We start from the raw sequence: 19,890 nt of genomic DNA, 5'->3' as shown, positions 1-19,890 counted from the left end.
TTGGAACTGCAGTCGCAGGCCGAAATGGGGAGAGGCGGCACCAGGTGGAGCTGGAAGAGAACTGGGGCGAACATGCGGCGTGCCGGGCGACCGACCCGGAGGAGCTGTTCGCCGAAGGCGTGGCACAGAACAAGGCCAAAGGGGTCTGCTTCGGCTGCCCCGTTCGTACCGAATGTCTGGCACACGCCCTCGACCAGCGCATCGAACATGGCGTCTGGGGTGGCATGACCGAACGCGAGCGCCGCGCACTGCTGCGCCGGCGTTCCACCGTGACCTCCTGGCGGCGGCTCTTGGACACCGCACGCCAGGAGCACCAAGATCAGGCCCTCGCCGAACTGGGTCGGAAGCGCGGGGCGCCAGCGGACCTCGGCCAGCCGACGCCCATAGCCCTCCGGCCCTCAATGTCCGTTATCGACCCGGCCGCCTGAACGGCAGGACGACCGCGCTCGTTGGAGAACCCGGACGACCGCTGCACAGCGCCTGGTGACTGGCGTGCCACGGGCCGGCGTCCTCCACAACCAACTCCAGCTCAGAGACCGCGCAGGCCCGGCACGTGGCGGTCTGCGTATCCGGGTTGTAGAAGTACAGCGGGCGGGACGCCGGAGCGTACAGCCCTTGGGGGAGACGCTTCTGCCCGGTCATACGACTGATTTCGCGCGGGCACCGCTGATCTCTGTGAGCAGAGCGGCCGCGGCCTCGCCCTTGGCCGCGGCCTTCGTTGACGCCGAGGCCCCCGCGGAGAGCTCGTGGCCGTCGCATGTGGCGTGGGCGGTGCAGGCGAAGACCATCTGGTGGCCGGGCCCCTGGCTGGAGTAGGTGTACGTCAGGCCGCTGATGACCCGGGTCTGCTCGAGCTCGTTCAGTGCAGATACTGGTGACCGGCCCTCAGCGGGCGCGGGTGCCTTTGCGGTCGGTGCCGCCCTCACGGGGGCTGGGGTGGCCGAGTTCTGTGATGGGTCGGGCAACCCGGCCAGCACGGCCAGCAGACTGAGGGCAGCTTGGTGACGTGCTGCCTTCTTGGTCGCCGCCGAACGCTCGGCTCCCGTAATCCGGCCCTCGGCAGATGCCCACGAGGCCCGGGAGGTGAACACCGGGCAATGGGACTGGCCTCCAGCGTCGAGGGTGAACTCCGGCAGCGGCAGCCCGTTGACCTGGGCGTGTACGGACAGCACGGAAACAGCTGCCTCCGGTGCCGCGGTGATGGCCGACATGCAGGCGGTGCGGGCCGGTTCCCAGGCGGGCCCGCCGGCGACGACCAGGACCAACTGCTGCTCCAGCGAGGTGAGCTGGTGGCCGACGGCACGTCGAGCGGTCTCTTCGACGAGTGAGGCCCCCGCGACCTGCTCCTTGCAGCCTCGCTTGAGGACGGCGTGGAAGGCGGAACTGTCGAGTGCTGAGTAGTCGGCCGAACTGGAAGCGGCTGCACTCCGGGCACGCGAGTGCGCGGACGACTTTCGCGATTCGTGCTCGGTCTGCCGGTCCCGACGGGCCCCTTCGGTGAGTGCCTGTGCGACACCCTGGAGTTCGTCCTGCGTGTACGGGGTGTCCGTGCCGTCGAGATGGCTGAAGATGATCCTCTGCACGACCAGGTCCGCGTAGCGTCGCAGAGGCGACGTGCCATGGAGGTATCCGGGGAGGTTCAGACCCCAGTGCCCGCCCATGAAGGGCGCGTACTCGGCTGCTCTGAGCGTCATCAGGGTGCGCTGCTGTAGTGCCTGCAGTCGTGTCTCTGTGCCCGCTGAGAAGGCCAGGTCCAGGTCCTCAAGGAATGTCTCCCTGGGCGGGGTGACCCTGGCCGCGGAGTGGTTGCGGAAGAGCACAGGCAGGTCACGCTCGGCGGCCCAGCCGGCCAGTGCGGTGTTCGCGGCGATCATGCATTCCTGGACGATCTTGTAGGCGACATTCCGCTCGAAGGAAGCAAGTCGCACGACGGTGCCGTCTTCGTCGGTGGCCCACCCGGAGAGGAGGTCGTACAGGGCGAGCGCACCATGTGCCCGGCGGCAGGCGAGGAGCACTTCACTCACCGCAGCGGCTTCCCGCAGCTCCTGGTGCAGCGGATGGTCCGCGTCGTGAACAGCGGACTCGACCTGCGAGTGGTCCATGGCCACAGCGCCGTGAACCGTCGCCCGCTCGACCTCGACGTCTCCCAGGCTGCCGTCGGGGCCGACCTTCATGCGGACCGCCATGGCAGCACACGCGCGACCTTCCGCCAGCGTGCGCCGCTCCTCGACCGGCCGCGGCAGCATCTTGGCTGTACCGCGCCAGCCCCCGTAGGCGGATTCCCGCCGGCGGAACGCCTCACGGTCCACATTGCCTCCCGGAGCGACGCCAGAGGCGACATCCGCGACATAGACCGTGAGCTGCCAGCCATCGCTCGATGGCTGGACGGAAATTGCATCGTCGCGGTCCACCGTGCCCTGGCTGTCGATCATTACGGGAGTAGCGAGGGTGGTGGGTGAATCAGAGACGGATCGAACGCGGGACAACTGGGGGTTCCTTCCTGACTGGGCAGCTTGTCGTAGAGGTCCAGGCAGGGCCCGTACGACAAGGTGTCTTTGCTCATGATGCCGAACGGCCATCGACGGCGGGTCGTAATACGCGACGTTGCTGTACCGGCACGGTCAATTCAGCATGTGCTTGGTGCGTTCCTCCTCACGTCAGGGCCAGGCCGACCGGGCTGGTGTGCTCGGCTGCTGTGTTGCCCACGCCCCGGGGGTGCGGCAGCGGGCTGATCAGCTTGCTGAACTCCGCAACAGCGCCTCGGTTCCTCCGTGTCCGTGTGCACCGACCAGCTTGCGGATCTGGGCCTCCAGGCCCTCGTTGTTGATCTGTGAAGCGCAGTCGTCCGCATCGTCGTGCAACGTTTCGAAGGCGTCGACGAAGCCGAGCTCGGGACAGGCTCCGCTGTTGACGAGGCGGGATGACTCTTCGTGGACGGTGTCGTAGACCAGCTCGTCGACGTCGACGGCTTCCAGACCCAGCTGTCCGGCGAGACGAATCAGGTCCTTGACGCTCTGCGAGTGGTGATCCGGCTTGTCCAGGTGTGATCGGGCATCGCTGGTGGGGTCGGTTGCGTTCAAGGTGTTCTCCTGGTGGATGAGGTCTGACGCAGGTGCCGGGCGGCAGGGGCTTACTGGGCTGGACTTCGAGGCCGGCGCCGAGGGTGGGGAAGGGACTTGCCGTGCCCTGCGGCCGGGGCATGTGTTGCCCGCGTGAGGAACCGGCCTTCCCGGGCGACGGCGTCGTTCCGCAGCCGTGCGGGGCTGCGGCCGCGCCGCGCAGCGGGCCGGGGACTCTGCAGCTGGTAGAGGCTGTGGACGTAGGCGCGGGTCTGCGGCTCCCAGACGCGGCCGAGGATGTGGGCGATCCAGGCAGCTGAGACGACCGGGCTCACGGTGTCGGCGATCAGCTGTGTCTTGTTGCGGATGCCCTCGCCGCGGCCGACGTGGGTCCAAGGGAAACCGGCCCGGAAGCCCACCGCACGGCCCAGGTCGGAGTGGTTGACCTTGAGCCCGTCTTCCTCCCGCGCCCAGCCGTAGGCGGTCCCGGTTACGGTCGTGCCCGGCTCGTCGGCGCGGAAAGTGCCGCCCCCCTTCGGCCGCCCGGTCAGGGGGTTGATGCCGCGCACGCCCCGGGTGGCGACCTTGTGGCCCTTGTCCCAGCCCATGCACGCGGCCCACGTGGTGACAGGGAACGGTTCGCTGGGCCGGTAGTCGATGAAGGGGCGCGAGTAACGCATGGCCACCATGAACGTGCGGTTTTTCTTCGAGGCGGCACCGTAGTCGGCGGCCTCGACGAGGGAGAAATCCGCGTACTCCCACCCGGCCGCGTAGAACTCGGACCGGATGGCCTCGACCACGTACTCGGCGGCCGGGGCCTTGAGCAGGTTGGAGGACTGCTCCATAGCTACCCAGCGGATTCGGCCGTGCCGCGCCTGAAGTGCCAGCGGCCAGATGACCGCTTCCGCCATGAGCCCGGTGCGCTCGTCCTCCAGCGCCGCGAGCGGCGCACGGACCTCTTCCCACGTCTCGCCGGTGGGCGGCGCGTACCCCTCCATGCCGTCCCCGGCATCGTCGACCGTGATGAACCCGGCCGCGACGGCGGCGTAGCCGATGACGTCCTCGACGATCTGCATGGCCTCCTGGGCCAGGCCCGCGAGTTTGCCGCCGGGAGAGAGCGTCTGACACGGCGGCGAGAGGATCACCGCGACCACGTACCGCAGCGCGGGATGCTCGGGAGCCAGGTCCGTGACCGAGGCACAGATCCGCCGGAACCCGGCCGCCCGCGCCGTGGCGCACGCGGCCGGCGAGTTGTCCACGCCCACCATGTCGACCGGCTCGCCCAGCACGTGCTCGATGCCCTCGCACCAACCACCAGAACCAGCAAACAAATTCACGATCCGGATGGGGGCGTCCGGCTCGGGGCTGTAGAGCCACTCGACGGGCCACGGTCCGGCCAGGTCGGCGCGCTCTTCATCGGTCAGGCCGGCGATGTAGGCGTCGCGCTCGGCGTCGTCCAGCAGATCGATGTCGGCCACGTGCAGTCCGAGAGCCGCCCTCACCTTCGCCACGGTGACCCGGGCCTCTTCCACGGTCCAGTACGCCATGTGTGCCTGCGCCCAGATCGCATGGCTCGCCTCCTCCAGTTCCCACCGGCGCACCCAGCCCTCGTCCTCGACCGGCCGGGGCAGACGCCACCGGTGTGCAAGGCCGATGGCTTCGTACGCGTCACGGATCTGCTCCGCATGCGCCTCGGCCGCCGTCAACGCGGACGTGCGTCGGGCGGAGGCAAAGGCGAGCTGTCGTTCTGCCGCAACGAGCGGACACGGCGTGAGTGCTGGGCTGGCGCTTTCGCTGTCCAGGGTGTCGGGGGCTCCGCGGTCAGAACTGCTGTCGGGCACCCGTGCGGAGGCGGGTTCGGCGGGCGAGGCGGGCTGCTGTCACGGGAGCAACGAGGTCCAGGCCGATGGCCGGTGCCGCGGCAGGGGAGAGCATTGCTTTTTTTCTGAGTATTCCGGCACCGACGTTGATCGGTGATGCGGGAAGAACGGGGTGGCTCCGGACGGTCGGGCCCGGCCACCTTCGAATGTCGTCTCCGGCCGTAGCGGGACGCTCGCCCTGCACCTGGAGACCGGGGCGAATCACGGGTCACTGGTCTGGAGGAGGGCCCGGTGGGGCCAGGGGGAACCTGGCCCCGAACCGTGGCGGGGAAGCCCGCTGACCGCAGTAGGAGACACAGCGGGGGGAACCCGCGCGAGGCTCCTCTCAGCGGGGGGAGCCGGTCTTCACGCGCAGCCCGCTGCCCTTGGGGCGCTTGCTCGCAGCGCTGCGCCCGGTCGGCGGGACGGGGCGCTCGCCGCGGACCATCGCGGTGAACGCGGCACCCGGGCTGAACTTGATGTGCTTACGCCTGGGGATCAGGACAGATGCACCGGTCTGCGGGTTGCGTGCGCGGCGGGCCGGAGTGTGGACCGAGTGGAGCCGGCCGAACCCCGTCACGGAGATGTCGTCTCCGTTGAGGACTCGCCGGACCATCGTGTCCAGCACCAGGTCGAGGGCCTCCGCTGCCTGGGCCTTGGGAATGCTGCCGTTGGCTGCGATCTCGTCGATCAGCTGCTGCTTGTTCAAGTAACTTCTCGTTTCCGCTTGTTGAGCCGAGTGCTGGGAAGGGTTCCTCCCCAGCACCAATACTCATACCCTACATGAAATATGTGAATTAAGCAATTATGTTCGGGGTTCTGTCTTGGGCTGGGGGGTGTCGGTGTCGGCTGCGGCGGGCCGGTTGGTCTCGACGCGGAGCGCGACGATGAATGGCCCATTGCCACAAATGCTTGGGGCCGGCGCGGTGGCGGGAGACCGCGATGTCACGCGAGGCGCCGCCGGGGCGGCACGGGGCGACGGGCGCGGGAGCCAGGTCGAGCAGAGCGAGGTGGAGGCGCTCTGCGTCCGTGGGGGCGTTCGGACCCGCTCCGCCCTGGGCGCGGGCGGGGAGGCGGTCGGGCGGTGCGGGGAACTGATCCGGTCCGGTCATCGGGACGGCCTGAACGCGCTGATCACGAGACAGGCGAGACTTTCGCGCAGCTCATCGCGCGATCCCCAGGCCGAGAGTCCCCCTTCGTGGGTTGCCGCTGATGCCAGAAGGGTCGCCAGGGAGCCCGCCAGCGCCCTCGGGTGCGCGGCCGGGGCCGCGTCGGTCCGACGTGCTACGGCATCGACCAGGGGCTGCGCGACGGCACTCAGCAGGTGGTTGCGGGCCTGGACGAACCGCTCGTCGCCCTCCGCTGCCATCGCGTCGATCGCGCCAAGAGCCGCCTTGTGCGTCCTCCAGAAGTCGAACAGGTGGTCAACCGCCTCACGCGCACCGGCCAGCGTGCCGTCCTCTGCGGCGGCAGTGAAGACGTCGTCGAGTACGCGGCCCTGCTGGGCGACATGAATGGCCAGGACCTCAAGGGCGTCCTCGAGAGAGGCGAAGTACTGGTAGAAGGCGGCGGGGGAAGTGCCGGCGGCGCGGGCGATGTCGACGACCTTGATCTCGCGGAACGACCGCGAGTCGAGGAGGGGGGCGAGAGCGTCGACCAGGCGCTGCCGGGTGGCGAGGGCGCGCGGCCCTGCGATGCGGCCGTCAATGGCCACGACGGTACTCGTCGTCCTGGGGTTCATGATGCGTCCTTCACGAATCATCGGACGGAGCGGGACTCAAGTTCCCCCACGCGTCCTTGTCTGCGGGGCCGTCAGGCGGCTGCCGATTGGGAATCTACATGAATAAATATAATTAAGCAACATGCGGGCGGGGTCGCGTCGCCCACGCGACGCGGCCCCGCCCGCAGTGGTCAGCTGAGGTGATCACCCAGCAGCTCGGCGAACGCGTCCGGAGTGAGGACCTCCACGCCCAGCTCCAGCGCCTTGACGGCCTTCGAACTCAGCTTGCCGTCCCCCGCGGCCGCAGCGACGAGGTAGTCGGTCTTGGCGCTCACACTGCTTCCAGCCCGGCCACCCGCCTTTCCGATCAGCGCAGTCATGTCACTGCGGCCCAGGCCATCGAATGGGCCGGTCATCTTGCCGGTGACGACCACGGTCTTCCCGGCCAGCGGCAGCAGACCGGAGGTGACGGAGGCTTCCTCCGGCTCCGTCATGTTGACGCCCGCGGCGATGAGCTTGTCGATGACCGGAGCCTGCTCGGCGATCTGTTCCGCGATCAAAGGTGCCTTCTCCGCGCCGATGCCTTCCACTTCACGCAGCGCCGACGCATCGGCCTCACGGATTTTCTGCATGGTGCGGAAATGTGCCGCGATCCGACGGGACATGCTGCGCCCGGTTCCCGTGACGCCGAGCGCGCAGAAGATCCGGTTGAGCGGCAGCTGCTTGGCCTCCTCGATCTGCTGGACCAGCTTGACGCCCCGCTTGGTGCTGCCGGAGGCCGCACTGAACTGCTCGACCGTGAGGCCGAACAGGTCCCCGATGTCGGCAACCGCGCCGGACGCGACGAGCGCCTCGACGTACTTCCTGCCCAGGCCATCGACATCGAGCTGGTCACGTCCGGCGGCGTACTCGATCAGAGCCGGGAGGCGGCACGCGCTGCCCTTGACGCAGCGCCACCGCTTCTGGCTCTTGTCGATCCCATCGCCGCAGTTCGGGCACTTTTCCGGCAGGGGGATCGGCTCGGCGCCAACCGGCCTCAGGGCCACCACGGGAGCCTCGACCCTCGGGATCACGTCGCCGGCCTTGTGAACGGTGACGGTGTCGCCCAGGCGGAGGTCACGCCGACGGATGTCGGCGGGGTTGTGCAAGGTGGCCCGGGACACGGTGCTTCCATCCACCTCGACGGGCTCCAGCTCGGCGGTCGGCGCGAGCACGCCGGTCCGCCCGACCTCCCATGTGACGCCCTTGAGGACCGTCATGCGTTCCACGGCCGCGAGCTTGTAGGCGATAGCCCAATGGGGAAACCGGCTCCCCACACCGGCAGCGGCCTGCTCAGCCGCGTCGTCGACCTTGACGACCACACCGTCGATCTCGAACGGCAGCAACGCACGCTGCTCGGCGATCTCGTTGACCCGCTGCTGCGCCTCGGCCAGCGTCCTCACCACACGGACTCCGGTCGGTGTGTCCGCGACCGTCTGCACTCCCGCATCGGCGACCGCCTTCAGGATCTCGGTGTGGCTGGCACCGTGGGGCAGGAACGGCGCGCCCGGAAGGTCGATCGCACCGAACGCGACGAAGGTCAGGGGCAGTGAGTACGCGCGGCCCTTGGCTCGCAGTGTGCCGGAGAGTCCGTTGCGTGCATTGGCGAAGGCCTTCGCGCCGTGCGCGAGGCGGACCACGTTGGCGTGCTGAAACTGCTCGCGGGTGAACACCATCTCACCGCGCACTTCGAGGGTCACCGGCTCCGGCAGCTGGACGGGCAGTCCGGCGATGATGTCGTCGGAGCTGATGAGGTGGCTGATGTCTTCGCCGTACCTGCCGTTGCCACGCTGGATGATCTGGGTCAGGCGGCCTTCGCGGTAGCGAGCGGCGATGGCGTTGCCATCGAGCTTGACCTCAACGGCCCAGCCGCCCACTGCCGGGCGGCCCAGTCGCCGATCGACTGAGGCACCCCAGGAGAGGAGTTCCGCCGGGCTGAAGATGTTGTCGAGCGAGAGCAGCTGCGTCGTGTGGGCAACGTCGCCGGCCAGGGCCGCACCTGCACCGACCTTGCCGGTCGGCGAGTCCGCGGCGACGTCCTGCGGGTGGTCCTTCTCCCAGTCCGTGATGGCACGGACAAGCCGGTCGTAGGTCACGTCGTCGAGGAGGCTCTTGCCTTCGCCGTCGCCGTAGTAGTCCTCGGCGGCCGCGACGGCCCGTCGTACGGCCTGCTGGTACTCGTCACGGGTGGACAGTGCCTGATCAGGGGTGAGCGTGGTCATGGAGTGAATCCGTTCGTGTGTGTCTGGCAAAAGAGCGGCGGTGCTGGGTGTGCACCGCGGTCGGAGGGGGCTCCCAGACGGCGGACCGCGAGAGACCGGAGGGGTGGAGCACATCGGGTCAGCGCTGGCTGTCAGGGAGGGGGTCGTTGTCGGGGATGGTGTCGGCGATGTGGGCGAGCTTGACGCGGAGCGTGAGGGACAGAGTGACGTAACCGGGCACCACGTCGGGGTGCTGGGCGTCGAGCAACCACTCCTCCACCAAGGCCAGACGAGCGCGCAACTTCGCTTCCTCTCTGGCGAGATCAGGAGAGACCAGGTTGACGGGAGCGGGTGGCTCAGGGGCTCTGCCCGTGACAGGAGCGAGGACGATCGTGGTGAATCCGATGGGCAGACCAGTCTCGGGGAACCGGCTGGCAAGGATCTCCGCGTCGCGGAGGGCGAGAGCGGCTTCCTGCGGTACGGAGCCCGCCCCGGCCACGGCGGGCTGCTCGGCTTCGACCAGTGCGGTGACCACTGAGTTGAGCAGTTCCGCGATGTACCACAGGTGACCACGGGCGGGATGGGGCACAGAACGCTTTTCGATGACGGCGGCAAGAGCGCCGGCGATCTCGGCTGCGTGCTGTGCGGGTGCACTGTTCACGGATTGTCCTTACGGAATGCGGGGCGACGTGGTGAGAGGGGCGACGCGGTCATCGGCAGGGCTGCGTCAGGCGTGCGCTGAGTGCCCGGGGTCAGGTGATCAGGCCGTTCCTGCCGAAGCGGGCCGAGGGCGGCACATCACACCCCTCGATGAGGCCGCTGACGATGCCCGCCGGGGCCCCCGGGACCTGGGCGATCCGGACCGCGAGGGTGAGCGGCTTCACGGCAGTCTGGTGGCCGGGCATCCTCCGTACCTGCACCCCGTTGGGCAGCGCGACGAGTAGGCAGTCCTGGCCCGCGGTGTAGCCGTGCCGGGTGTAGAAGCGGGTCAGCGCGGACGGGTGCTCCAAGGTCAGTAGCCGCAGCCCTGCGCTGCGGCTGTGCTGCTCCGCCGCGCGCAGCAGTGCGCTGGCGATTCCCTTCCCGCGGTGGTCTGGTGCGACGGCGACGCCGCCGATGTACAGGACGCTGCGCACCAGTTCTCCGCGCAGCGGGTGTGTCTCGGTCCAGTTCGGCGGGCTGGCCATGAGTGCCCCGACGATCCGTCCATCGACGCGGGCGATCAGGCACAGGCAGTCCCCGTGCGTCAGCCGGCCCGGCGGAAACGACAGGGCTACGCCAACCAGGTCGGGAACTGGCTGCCCTGGGTTGACCAGGGACAGGAGGCTGGTGACGGCCTCCAGGTCCCGGTATCGGGCGCGTGCGATGCGCACGGAGGGAGCGGGGCCGCGCTCGGCGGCATGGATGTGCTGCATGGGTTCCGTTCGGGAAAGCGCTGATCCACCGCGAAGAGCTGCGGCAGAGGCCCGGGCGCGAGGAGTGCTGGTGCGCGAGAAGAGCGGAGCGGAGGCGGGATCGGCGAGGAAGGGCGCCGATCGCCCCGATCTATCCTAAGTCTACGTTCTTAAATGCGATTATGCAACATAAATCGCGGGTGTTATCGCTCAGGGGTGGGGTGTTCGCCGTCATGGCGCGGCTGCTGCGCCAGCAGCCAAGCGGGTCCGGACCGCCGCTCGGGAGCGTCGGGGAATGCGAGGTAGAACTCCAGGACTGCCAGATCCCGAGCTATCGGGTCGCCGAAGCGGAACTTGGCGCGTACGAGATCACCTTCGGGTGTCATCCCTGTGATCCGGTCCTCCGCCAGTGTGTACGTATGCGTGAGGCAGACTTCGATGCGGTCGCCGGCCGCGTGCAGCCGCGGGCATACCTGCAGAGCGTAGGCCGCGCACGACAGGTGGAGAGGCGGCTCCAGGTAGTACGCGGCGTTGGTCTCGCCGATGAAGGCGAGCTGCTCCGTGGTCGCGATGTACTTGGTGCAGAGGCCGCACCGTCGTCGGGTCATGAACTCACGCTGCCGGACCGGGCATTGCTCCCCAAAGACCGGCGTTCCGAGTCCTGGCGTGCACCGGCAGGTGATGTGGCCGCCCAGCTCGGGGCTCCTGGTCAGGAGGATCGAGCCGTCGTCGTCCACCCCGTGCCAGGCGATGTTGCCAGGTACGGGCCGCCCCGCGCTGTTGCGGGGCAACTCGGCGACGCGGGGCGGCATGGGGACGGTGCGCCAAGAAGCGCTCATGAGAACTCCAGGGTTGAGAAGGGGATGAAGTCGTCCGGGCGGCCGGAGAGGATCAGAGGAGCCCGAGGGACGGATAGAGCCCTTGGGCGGAGAGGAAGGCGATTCCGTCCGGCCATCGCTGGTCATCGCAGCTGCGCGGCTTTTCGAAGTGGACGATCATCGGGTCCGTGATGTGCGGAAGCGGCTCCGGGCTGGGGTCGAGGAGCGTGCCCTGCCTGCCCTTGTATGTGTCGATCACTCTGTCGCCCACCAAGAGTCGCCCCGTCAGGAAGCGATGGAGGCTGTGTTGGGCTTTTGAGTACGGGGCGAGGCGTTTCAACAGGACGTGATAGCGGTCCTTGACGGCTCCGGAGGTGCCGTTGGACAGCATGTGGAGCCGTAGTCCGTCCATGGTCCGGGACTGCTCCCGATAATCGGGGAACGCTGCGGCGCTGCCATCGCGCGCCAGCAGATCGACGGGTGTGTCCCAGATTGGGCATGCCTCCGAGGTGGAGTCGGTGAGGACGGCGACCTGGACGGGGCCGACTTGGAACACGCGCCGCACCGTTCCGGTGCGGCCGTACGGGTCTGTGGCCGTGCTTCCCAGCCAGTCGGAAGCGGGGAGCGGGGTGACGAAGTCGTCGGCGCTACGCATGCTTTAACTGTACGACAGTAAAACCATTTAAGCAACTATCAAGAGTGCTGTTCGTGGACCCCCGGCTCTGCGAGGCGAGTAGCAGTGCAGGGCGTCGTGGGCTTGGCTCGCGCTCTCCACTGCGCTGAAGGCAAACTCGCCGACACCCAGGGGTGTCTGACGGACAGCGCAGGCCGGTATCAGTGCGCGTGACCTCGTCTACCGTGTCGTGCCATGACGGTCCTCATCATCGGCGGCAGCGGGTTCCTCGGCACGGAGCTGGTGCGCCAGGCGGCAGCGGCGGGTCACTCGACGGCCGCGACCTTCGCCTCCAGGCCCCGCAGTACCCCAGAGACCACGTGGCACGCCCTGGACCTGCGAGACGCCGACCGCGTCGAAGCGGTCGTCGCGGCCGCTGCTCCGAGTCTCATCGTCAACGCGACCAGCGGCTACGCCAATTGGTCCGTCACGGCCGAGGGTCCCATCCGTCTGGCGATGGCCGCGGCAAGGTACGGCTGCCGTCTGGTCCATGTGTCCAGTGACGCTGTCTTCTCCGGCATCAGCCGCGTCCACTACGACGAGACCTGTCTCCCCGACCCCGTGACCCCCTACGGTGCGGCAAAGGCCGCAGCAGAGACCGGCATCGGCCTCCTGGCCCCGGATGCCGTCATCGTCCGCACCTCGCTGATCATCGGCGACACCCGATCCGAGCACGTACGTGCTGTGCACGACCTCGCGGCCGGCACGCGCGACGGCGTCCTGTTCATCGACGATTTTCGCTGCCCGGTACACGTCGAGGATCTGGCCGCAGCGCTGCTAGAACTCGCGTTCTCCGACGCGCACGGCATGCATCATCTCGCGGGTGCCCATGCCGTCAGCCGGCACGAACTCGGCGTCCTTATCGCCCAGCGTGACGGGCTCGACGCCTCCCGCCTGCCTGCGGGCCTGCGGGCCCAGAGCACCTTTCTCGGGGCACTCGACGTCCGCCTCGACAGCCGCGCCACCCAGCTCAAGCTGCGGACCATCTTGCGTGGCGCCCGTCAGTTCCTGACCACGACGGCGTGAGAGCCGAACGACGGGAGAGCGGCAGGGGTGAGGGGGTTGATCGGTGTTGTTCGCACCCTCGGTTGCCGCACTGTTCCTGGCTTCCGGCAGCGCCCGCCTCGACGTCGGCCCGCCGGCCCCGCCCGCCCGCCGCCCCGTCCACGGTCGCGGTCGTCGGCGCGCCCAGCCCGTGCGTCCCGCTGTCCCACGGGAGTGTCTCTCAAACACCCTTCAAAAGATCTTGATTGGTCGTGTCAAGAGAATCCGCTCCTCAAGGCTCTAGGTATGTGAGGGGCGGGACGGACTCGCTCCTCGGTGCGGAGCGGGAGTCATGAACGAGAACGGGCTGAACATTGATGTGGCGGCCGAAGCGTGGATCCGGCGTCGAAGAGGTTGGCCAAGGTGGGTGCTGACTGCGGACTTCTTTGTCCTTTGCTGGATGGGCGACCGGACGTGGATGCACGGGCAGGCCAGGCGCCGAATCAGTAGGGAGTTGGCGGCTGCGCCTGCCTTTCCGCGTATCCGCGGAGTCGCGCGGCGAATGCCGGTTGAGAGTGATGAAGTTCTGGTGACTCGTGGACCTGGGGCTCCGACCGGGCCGCTCAGCTCCGCTCCCGCACCGCTTGACCCGCAGGCATCAGCCGCGGCCGGCAGAGGCGGTCACCAGAGGTCGGCACAGGCGAGGACGTAGCGGTGGTGGAGCGGGTTCCCGCTGCCGCTACGGGAGGGCGTTGCAGCCTCGATAAGAGCCTTGATCACCCCGTCGCGGCTCCCCACCTCGGAACGGACCTGACAGATCATCGGTGAACAGGCAAGATCGGGCGTTATGAACGCTGGAGAGATATCTGAGCATCCGCCGATCTACGGCCGTATGGTCAAGGAGCGCGGCGACGTACTGGCCGAGACGCGGAGAGTCGCCGAGCAGACAAAGCAGCAAGCGCGGAAGGCACTGGACTGGAGCGGCCTGCGGTCAACCCGCGAGCAGAGCACGGAACGGGAAGAGCGCACCTTCTCAGCCTTCGGATGAGTCTCCAGAGGCCTTGCTCGTCCACCTTGCGACCCCATCTAGTCGCCACCACCGGCGTCGGGACGGCGGGGGCAGCGCCGGAGGATCTGGTGCGCGGGGTGGGGCCATCAGGTCCGGAGTCAGGCCCACCCGGTCCGGGTGAACGCAGACCGGTACCTCGTCACGGGTATAGCGGTGACCGTCCCGCTCATTGAACGGCCACGCCGCGCTACTGGGGCGATCAGCCACCATGAACCGATGGCGCGGCAGCCGCAGCGCCGGGCAGATGCCGCAGCAGCGGTGGTCGCAGTCCGGATCGGTGAACGGCCCCTCGGCCCCCGATGCATCAGGCGTATCAGTGGTCACGGTCCTCCACGGGGGCGGTTCGGCAATGCGCTCCGTCCCTTTCCTAGCGCCGGGCGGTTCCATTCGGCCGGACGTTCTGCCTCGGGCTGCGGCGGATACAGCACTCCCTTGCCGGCGGCCAAGTCGACGGCGATGCCCACGGTCACCCACTGCGTGCCGTCGAACTCCTGGATGGCTCGCGGGCGTTCGGATCGACATGGGACCCGCGGTGCGGCCCGTCGGTCAGCGGTACAGTCCGCAGCCGGCCCGTGGCCCAGGCACGCCGTTCGGCACGCTTGCGCGCCCAGTTCCTCAGCGGCTCGTCATCCATGGGGTCAGGATGCCGTATCCGGCACAGATTTCGGGCGTCGAGCGGGAAACACGTCCGAAAGGGAGGTCCGATCGAAACTGTGCACGAATTCGGCATTCACCGATGAGAAGCTCAGTCATTGCGACTACCGGTTGGTGCGGTCTGACGGGACGTTCTGGTCAGCGATGACGCGGAGGTACGCGAGAGCATCGACCTTGCGCGGAATGGGGTCGGAATAGCTTCGACCGCCGTCAGCGGAAACGATCCAGCCGGTATACACCGCCCCGTCGAGACTGGGCGAGTGGCGGTTGGCCTCCGCCAGAACTGGGCTCCCACCCACCCTCGGGGTGCCATCCTCCCAGGCCAGGTTGGTATGCGACCAGAGCAGCGGGCGCGGATCGTTGGCGACGGCGAGGTAGTGGTCGTGGTGCAGCTCCACGATGCGGTACGGCGCGGGCACCCTGGCGGAGCCCACATCGAGCATCTGCCAGGTTTCGACGGCTTGTTCGTCATGAGCCAGCAGCTCGGCGGATTCCTGGGAGCGGAAGAACTCTGCCATCCACGTACGTGCTGCGTCGAGGCTGTCGGTGCGGTGGAAGCGCCGGTGCCAACTACTACTCCATACCCGCAGTCCCGCAGCCGTCAGATGCTCGTCGGCGAACTCGATGAGGACCGGCTGAGGACCGCTGTGGAAGTGGGTGATGCGGAAGACGACCTCGTCTACGACCGCGTACTGGATGTCACGCTGCCCACGGCGGCTGCGACCGGTGATCGGGTTCTTGCGCGTGAGCTTGATGTACTCGGCGAGCATGTTGAGTTCTCCTCGGTGGATGCAAGGCCCCAGTTACGGGGTGGGTCCGGCTGCGGGGGCCTTGGGGAAGTCGTCGGCGGCTGTCCACCACGGATCGGCGCCGGTGCCCTCCTGCGGGCGGATCAGGATGAGGGACTCGGTCTGATTCCGGACGCGCCGGGCGAAGACGTCGAAGAGGCGGCCGTCCTTGTCGCGAATGACCTCGGTGGGATCTGGGTGCGCGGCGGGGTTTTCGTCGAGACCACCTAGCCGCTCGGAACGAATGCGCTCGACGGCGCGATCGACGCCTGCTCGGGTTTTATAGGTGCCTGTACACCACCCAGCGCGGAATAGATCGAATCGTTGGTGATCTCCTTGCGCGGGCCAGTGGCGCCTGGTGACGAGCGGGAGAGGCGAATAGTCAACGTACGACGGGCGGGCGGTCACGGTGGGCCCTCCAAGGGGGTGGTGGGGTGTTGGGCGGCTGTGTTGGGCGGCTCCTCCCAACGACCATAACCCTACGACAGTAAAGACAGTTATGCAATTAATTACGTCCCGGTTGGTCGTCCCTACCCGTGTGTCCCGCGACGGCCGGCAGCGCTCTTCGGCTGCACGTCCCCGCTGACCCGTCAGGACCGAAGCCCGACGTGCTCGCCGCCTGCGCACGGGTGAGGGTGTGCCCATCTACTCAGGACGGCGTCGGCCGGGGCTGAGGCGGGCGCGGCGGTGGTGCTGGGCATGGGTCCTTCCCGGACGGTTCGAGAGGGGGTGAAGGAGTTTCGAGGGTTACCTGCCCACTTCGCTCCCGGTGTTCATGTCGATCGTGAGACGCTCGCCCTGTTCGTCCTCGACATCCAGCACGGGCGGCCATGCGTCCGTGGCGTAGCTCAGTAGCTGTTCGTACGCGAGCCGTACCGCCTCCTGCGGGGTGGACGCATCGAAGTTGCAGTGCCAGGTGACGGAGTAGACGAGCTCCCGAGGCTTCTCAGCGGCCGACTGGGCGCGTTTTACGACGTCGGAAGAGATGACGGCCAGGGGCCGGTTGCGCAAGACGATCGTGCAAGGCTCGCTGTTCTCAGCGGGGGCCAGGCAGATGAAGCGCATCGCGACGCCGGCGACTCGGTCGGGCTCGGCCAGCGTCCAGGTCTCAAGGTCTTGGCACTCCGCACATCCCCCACATGGGCAGTCGACGCCGACTGCGTGCGGATTGGCCAGGTATGGGGCGGGGATGTGCTCGGTCGGTCGGACGCCGGCCCCGTCCGAGAACTTGGCGACCACGAGATCACCGGCGCGCACATCGCTGGCCCGGACGGCCACGGCGTCGTCCAGAGTGAGCCCATGGGGGAGGGGCAGGAAGTCATCGCCGGTCGGCCGGTCGGTGAGGGAGAGTCCGCCAGAGCTGTCAGAAAGGGTCAGGATGCGCATGTCGATTCTTCTTACGGTGTCGGGGGTTCAAGTTGTAACGGGCTGAGTGCACGGCGAGCGAGGGCTCAGCCGAGCGGCTGAACCCCGATGATGGGGTCAGTTGCTTGTGGAAGCGGTCAGACGCTGGGTCCGGCGCTGCACTGTTCCAGGGGCACCACGACGCCGTTGGCGTTGACGTATCTGCCGAAAGCTTTCTCGGCCTCGCTCTGCTCGACCTCGAAGTGTGCGAGGAGGTCCGCCGGGGTCGCCTCCGGGTTCTCCAGGATGTATCGCCGGGCGGCGTTTGCTGCGTATGTACGCGCCATTACCCAGGACTCTTCGAAGATCACCTGGGGACTTCTTCCGGTCAGAGATATATCGTTCATGCCTATTCCTGAGGTACGTGTTGGGTGGGATGGGGCCCTCGGACAATTCATTGTGGGTTTCACCCGCATGGTGTTCCTCGTCGGCCTGCGTGGACGGTGGCTCGTGGGCGGGCGAGGCTGGCGGCCCTTGCCGATTGTGTCCGCTCCGAAAAGCTCACTTCCTTCTGGAAGCGAGGTAAGCATCCAAGAGGTCCCTCATTTCGCGGGCTTTCTCCAAACTCGCTTCCTCGGAGCAGTCGCAGCCGTCGACGTACAGTTTCCCGTTTTCTACCGTGAGGCCGTGACTCGTCTCGGAGACGGCGACCTTGACGGTTTCTCTTCTCGTAAGGGCCTCACGGAACTTCTTGAAGTAGGGCCTGGATGCCATGCGTGGTTCTCTCCGTACTGGTTCAGCGGGGGCCTGTGAAGACGACACTGGGGGCCTCGCCCGTGCGCGGGGGGCACATACCGTAGGGCTGTTGGCAGAGGCCTCGGCAGTGGGTGCAGCCCTCGTTGGGGAGGTGGTTGCACTGCTTGCCGCATGGGTTGCCGGTGCGTTCGCGGACGAGTTCCACCTGGTCGGGCCAGATGCCTCCGTCGACACCGGGGAAGAACAGGAGACCGTCCAACTTGCATGACACGCCGCGGACTTCCCCCTGATGTGCCGGGTGCAAGATGCGGACAGTGTCACCAGCCCTGTATCGGAAGCGTTCCACCTGGTCGGGCCGGAGGCCTTCGCCGACTCCGGCGAAAAACAGGAGGCCGTCCTCCACGTGCGACACGGTGCGGACCTCCCCGTGATGTTGCGGGTGGTGCAAGATGCGGACGGTGTCGCGGGCGACATAGCGCATGGATGGCTCCAAGTGTGAGCCGCTGAGCGGCTGGGGTGGATTCGTTACCCCGGCGGGGCATGTAGAGGAGTCTACCTAAATATTTCCAATTAAGCAACTTAGATGTGTTGTCCTCCGTGCGGCCGCCGCCGGGCCGCCCATCCGCATCCGGAGGGCAGCGCCACAAATTCCGGCCCCAGAAGGTGGTCGATAGGGTCCACCGCATGGGAATCCACTTCACGACCGCTGTCGTTCCCGCGGAACGCTCCGGTGCGGACACTGACAACGCGGTTCTGATCTTCGCGGCTGACACTCAGGACGACATCGCTACTCTGCCGTTGCCGGTGGCGTTGCACGTTCAGGACAACGAGTTGGGGTGCTTCGCTCCGCACGGGCAGATGCTCGGCGCTCCGTTGCGGGTCTCGGACGCGTGGGTTGCCGCGGCCTCGCCGACGGGGTCCTACGATTCTCAGGCCCGGGTGTGCGTGGTGTTGGAGCCTCTGCCCGAAGAAGCCGGGACCTGCCACGTTCCGGTACGCGAGGGTGTGACCGAACAGGGCCTGGCCTCATGGGTAGGGGATGTTGTTGCAGGCCGGTACAAGATGGCCCTCCGGTCGGTGCGAGTCTCGATCGGGAACCCGCTCCAACTAGACGCCGCCCTCGGCGCACCGACGCAGCTCCCCGAGTGGGCGGAGATCACGCACATCCCGTAGTCCGACTAGGGGGACCTGGCCGCGCGCCGGCCGCTACCGCGCGGCCAGGCTCCGCCCCGCGGCCGCCTGCGCCCGCCGTGCCGCCCCGCCCCGTCCCGCCGGGCCGCCTGCGCGCGCCGGGCCGCCGTGGAGCGGGATCGCGGGCTGTCCCGGCGTGTGGGTGCCGTGCTGCGCCCGCCGGACGAGATCTGCGGCGCGGCACCGCCGCTGCACCGGCCCTACTGGCTTCTGCTTTCACTGCGCCACCGTCCTTTCCTCACCTGTCGGGGCCGCTGGGCAGGGCTGACCTACGGCGCGGCATAGGGGGGGGTGGAGGTCGCGCACATCCGGCCCGGCATCATGTGGCAATGGTGAGAGGAGAGCGCGACGCATGCCTGTGACGCAACCGGAGTGGTTCAGTGATCTTGATGCCTGCTGGTCTCCTGCGGTCGGCGAGGATGTGGCCCGGCATGTGGAGCCGGTCGGCATCGACGACCACATCCGCCTGCACGTGCGATGTTCGAGCCCGGCCTGGCGCACCCAGACCCGCCTGCTCGGCACCTCGCTGACCGCCCGCGTCAACGAGCTGCTCGCCCCGAAGACGAAGATCACGGGCATCGTCGTACAGGCAGCCTCCGGTGCCCTGCCTCCGATCATCCGGGATCGATGGCCGGACATCGTGGGCGAGGACCTCGCCGACCAGGTCGAGCCGACCATGCTCGGCGCCCAGGGGCAGGAACTGTGCACACTGGCGGTATCGGCGGAGGCCCGCGACGAGGCCGGCCGGCGCGTCCCCGAGATCCTGGCCCGGATCCGTGAACTGATCGGCGAGGGCTGCGCCATCACCCGCTGGTCGCCGAGCTCGCTGCTGCCGGCCGTGGTGCTCGTCACCGGCTCACCCGAGGTCACCGACCGGCAGGCCGTCGAGGACGTGCTGCTGCAGATCTGGCATGACACGGTTCAGGTTGTGGGGACCGAGCACACCCTGATCCTGGAGCACGGCTGCGAAACGGCGGTCGACCGCTTCGTGAGCGAATGGGTCGGACGCCTGGAACTGCCGGACGATGCGGGCCTGATCTCCGCTCCGATGGCTGCGGACACAGCACACCACTACGACCAGGCCACTCGACCCCGCGACCAGCATTCGACGGCCCGCCACCCTGATCTATGCGTGGCGATCATCCGCCACTCCGGCGAAGTACTGCCGCTGGAGAAGCAGGCGAGCGATGCCGGTATCCCCGTCCAGCGAGTTCTCCTTCCATAGCGGCCGGTCCGCCCCGGCCCGGCCGCCCTCAGGAGGTGGCCGCTCCGCGCACGCCGGGGCGGCCTGTCCCGAAGTCCGCCGGTGTCTCGGTGATGAGGCACTGCCCACCCGGACGA

General features: G+C 67.9%; 21 protein-coding genes and 1 pseudogene. 5 read left to right on the top strand and 17 right to left on the bottom strand.

The annotated features are described in order from the left end of the window. Positions 1-44 precede the first annotated feature (44 nt). The gene (locus OG413_RS43635) at positions 45-428 is read left to right on the top strand and encodes a WhiB family transcriptional regulator (protein WP_266815569.1); all 384 of its coding nucleotides are present in this window, start codon (positions 45-47) and stop codon (positions 426-428) included. Between the two features lie 210 nt (positions 429-638). Here OG413_RS43635 and OG413_RS43630 read toward each other — a convergent pair whose 3' ends face one another. From OG413_RS43630 to OG413_RS43585, 10 genes are all read right to left on the bottom strand, one after another. Then, positions 639-2,432 (bottom strand): RNB domain-containing ribonuclease, encoded by a 1,794-nt coding sequence (locus OG413_RS43630; RefSeq protein ID WP_266815568.1) that lies wholly within the window; start codon positions 2,430-2,432, stop codon positions 639-641. A 300-nt stretch (positions 2,433-2,732) separates the two neighbouring features. Further along, positions 2,733-3,080 carry a hypothetical protein gene (locus tag OG413_RS43625; protein ID WP_266815567.1) on the bottom strand — a complete coding sequence of 116 codons (348 nt, stop codon included), beginning with the start codon at positions 3,078-3,080 and terminating at the stop codon, positions 2,733-2,735. A 50-nt stretch (positions 3,081-3,130) separates the two neighbouring features. Continuing rightward, positions 3,131-4,765, bottom strand: coding sequence for a hypothetical protein (locus OG413_RS43620; protein WP_266815566.1), 1,635 nt, complete (start codon positions 4,763-4,765; stop codon positions 3,131-3,133). Positions 4,766-5,264: 499 nt separating this feature from the next. Then, positions 5,265-5,627 (bottom strand): HU family DNA-binding protein, encoded by a 363-nt coding sequence (locus OG413_RS43615; protein WP_266815565.1) that lies wholly within the window; start codon positions 5,625-5,627, stop codon positions 5,265-5,267. Positions 5,628-6,026: 399 nt separating this feature from the next. Next, the gene (locus OG413_RS43610) at positions 6,027-6,659 is read right to left on the bottom strand and encodes a TetR family transcriptional regulator (RefSeq protein ID WP_266815564.1); all 633 of its coding nucleotides are present in this window, start codon (positions 6,657-6,659) and stop codon (positions 6,027-6,029) included. Positions 6,660-6,829: 170 nt separating this feature from the next. Further along, on the bottom strand, positions 6,830-8,899 hold the full coding sequence (gene ligA / locus OG413_RS43605) for an NAD-dependent DNA ligase LigA (protein ID WP_266815563.1): 2,070 nt from the start codon (positions 8,897-8,899) through the stop codon (positions 6,830-6,832). A 118-nt stretch (positions 8,900-9,017) separates the two neighbouring features. Continuing rightward, positions 9,018-9,539 (bottom strand): hypothetical protein, encoded by a 522-nt coding sequence (locus OG413_RS43600; protein WP_266815562.1) that lies wholly within the window; start codon positions 9,537-9,539, stop codon positions 9,018-9,020. Between the two features lie 91 nt (positions 9,540-9,630). Beyond that, entirely contained in the window at positions 9,631-10,293 is a 663-nt protein-coding gene (locus tag OG413_RS43595) for a GNAT family N-acetyltransferase (RefSeq protein WP_266815561.1), read from the bottom strand. A 182-nt stretch (positions 10,294-10,475) separates the two neighbouring features. Next, the gene (locus tag OG413_RS43590) at positions 10,476-11,111 is read right to left on the bottom strand and encodes a hypothetical protein (protein WP_266815560.1); all 636 of its coding nucleotides are present in this window, start codon (positions 11,109-11,111) and stop codon (positions 10,476-10,478) included. A 52-nt stretch (positions 11,112-11,163) separates the two neighbouring features. Beyond that, a complete protein-coding gene (locus OG413_RS43585) occupies positions 11,164-11,745 on the bottom strand; it encodes a hypothetical protein (RefSeq protein WP_266815559.1) in 582 nt (193 codons plus the stop codon). A gap of 213 nt (positions 11,746-11,958) precedes the next feature. Here OG413_RS43585 and OG413_RS43580 point away from each other — a divergent pair, with 213 nt between their 5' ends. Beyond that, a complete protein-coding gene (locus tag OG413_RS43580; RefSeq protein WP_266815558.1) occupies positions 11,959-12,789 on the top strand; it encodes a sugar nucleotide-binding protein in 831 nt (276 codons plus the stop codon). A gap of 639 nt (positions 12,790-13,428) precedes the next feature. Here the strand turns inward: OG413_RS43580 and OG413_RS43575 are convergent. Beyond that, positions 13,429-13,569 carry a hypothetical protein gene (locus OG413_RS43575; protein WP_266815557.1) on the bottom strand — a complete coding sequence of 47 codons (141 nt, stop codon included), beginning with the start codon at positions 13,567-13,569 and terminating at the stop codon, positions 13,429-13,431. A gap of 25 nt (positions 13,570-13,594) precedes the next feature. Between OG413_RS43575 and OG413_RS43570 the strand changes: the two genes are divergently transcribed. After that, the gene (locus tag OG413_RS43570; RefSeq protein ID WP_266815556.1) at positions 13,595-13,795 is read left to right on the top strand and encodes a hypothetical protein; all 201 of its coding nucleotides are present in this window, start codon (positions 13,595-13,597) and stop codon (positions 13,793-13,795) included. Between the two features lie 341 nt (positions 13,796-14,136). Here OG413_RS43570 and OG413_RS47195 read toward each other — a convergent pair. The 6 genes and pseudogenes from OG413_RS47195 to OG413_RS43545 form a co-directional block, all read right to left on the bottom strand. Then, a pseudogene (locus OG413_RS47195) lies at positions 14,137-14,450 on the bottom strand (DUF6087 family protein). 124 nt (positions 14,451-14,574) lie between these two features. Continuing rightward, the gene (locus OG413_RS43565; RefSeq protein ID WP_266815555.1) at positions 14,575-15,240 is read right to left on the bottom strand and encodes a hypothetical protein; all 666 of its coding nucleotides are present in this window, start codon (positions 15,238-15,240) and stop codon (positions 14,575-14,577) included. A gap of 33 nt (positions 15,241-15,273) precedes the next feature. Then, positions 15,274-15,666 (bottom strand): hypothetical protein, encoded by a 393-nt coding sequence (locus tag OG413_RS43560; RefSeq protein ID WP_266815554.1) that lies wholly within the window; start codon positions 15,664-15,666, stop codon positions 15,274-15,276. Positions 15,667-16,005: 339 nt separating this feature from the next. Then, the gene (locus OG413_RS43555; RefSeq protein WP_266815553.1) at positions 16,006-16,644 is read right to left on the bottom strand and encodes a hypothetical protein; all 639 of its coding nucleotides are present in this window, start codon (positions 16,642-16,644) and stop codon (positions 16,006-16,008) included. A 116-nt stretch (positions 16,645-16,760) separates the two neighbouring features. Continuing rightward, a complete protein-coding gene (locus OG413_RS43550; RefSeq protein ID WP_266815552.1) occupies positions 16,761-17,009 on the bottom strand; it encodes a hypothetical protein in 249 nt (82 codons plus the stop codon). Positions 17,010-17,163: 154 nt separating this feature from the next. Continuing rightward, positions 17,164-17,376 carry a hypothetical protein gene (locus tag OG413_RS43545; RefSeq protein ID WP_266815551.1) on the bottom strand — a complete coding sequence of 71 codons (213 nt, stop codon included), beginning with the start codon at positions 17,374-17,376 and terminating at the stop codon, positions 17,164-17,166. A 666-nt stretch (positions 17,377-18,042) separates the two neighbouring features. Between OG413_RS43545 and OG413_RS43540 the strand changes: the two genes are divergently transcribed. Both OG413_RS43540 and OG413_RS43535 read left to right on the top strand, forming a co-directional pair. Beyond that, a complete protein-coding gene (locus OG413_RS43540) occupies positions 18,043-18,531 on the top strand; it encodes a hypothetical protein (protein WP_266815550.1) in 489 nt (162 codons plus the stop codon). Positions 18,532-18,901: 370 nt separating this feature from the next. Beyond that, the gene (locus OG413_RS43535; RefSeq protein ID WP_266815549.1) at positions 18,902-19,774 is read left to right on the top strand and encodes a DUF721 domain-containing protein; all 873 of its coding nucleotides are present in this window, start codon (positions 18,902-18,904) and stop codon (positions 19,772-19,774) included. The last annotated feature ends 116 nt before the right edge of the window (positions 19,775-19,890 follow it).

The organism is Streptomyces sp. NBC_01433, assembly GCF_026340105.1.
Lineage (GTDB): Bacteria > Actinomycetota > Actinomycetes > Streptomycetales > Streptomycetaceae > Streptomyces.
Note: the sequence above shows the minus strand (reverse complement) of the source record. Positions and strands in the feature narration are given on the sequence as shown.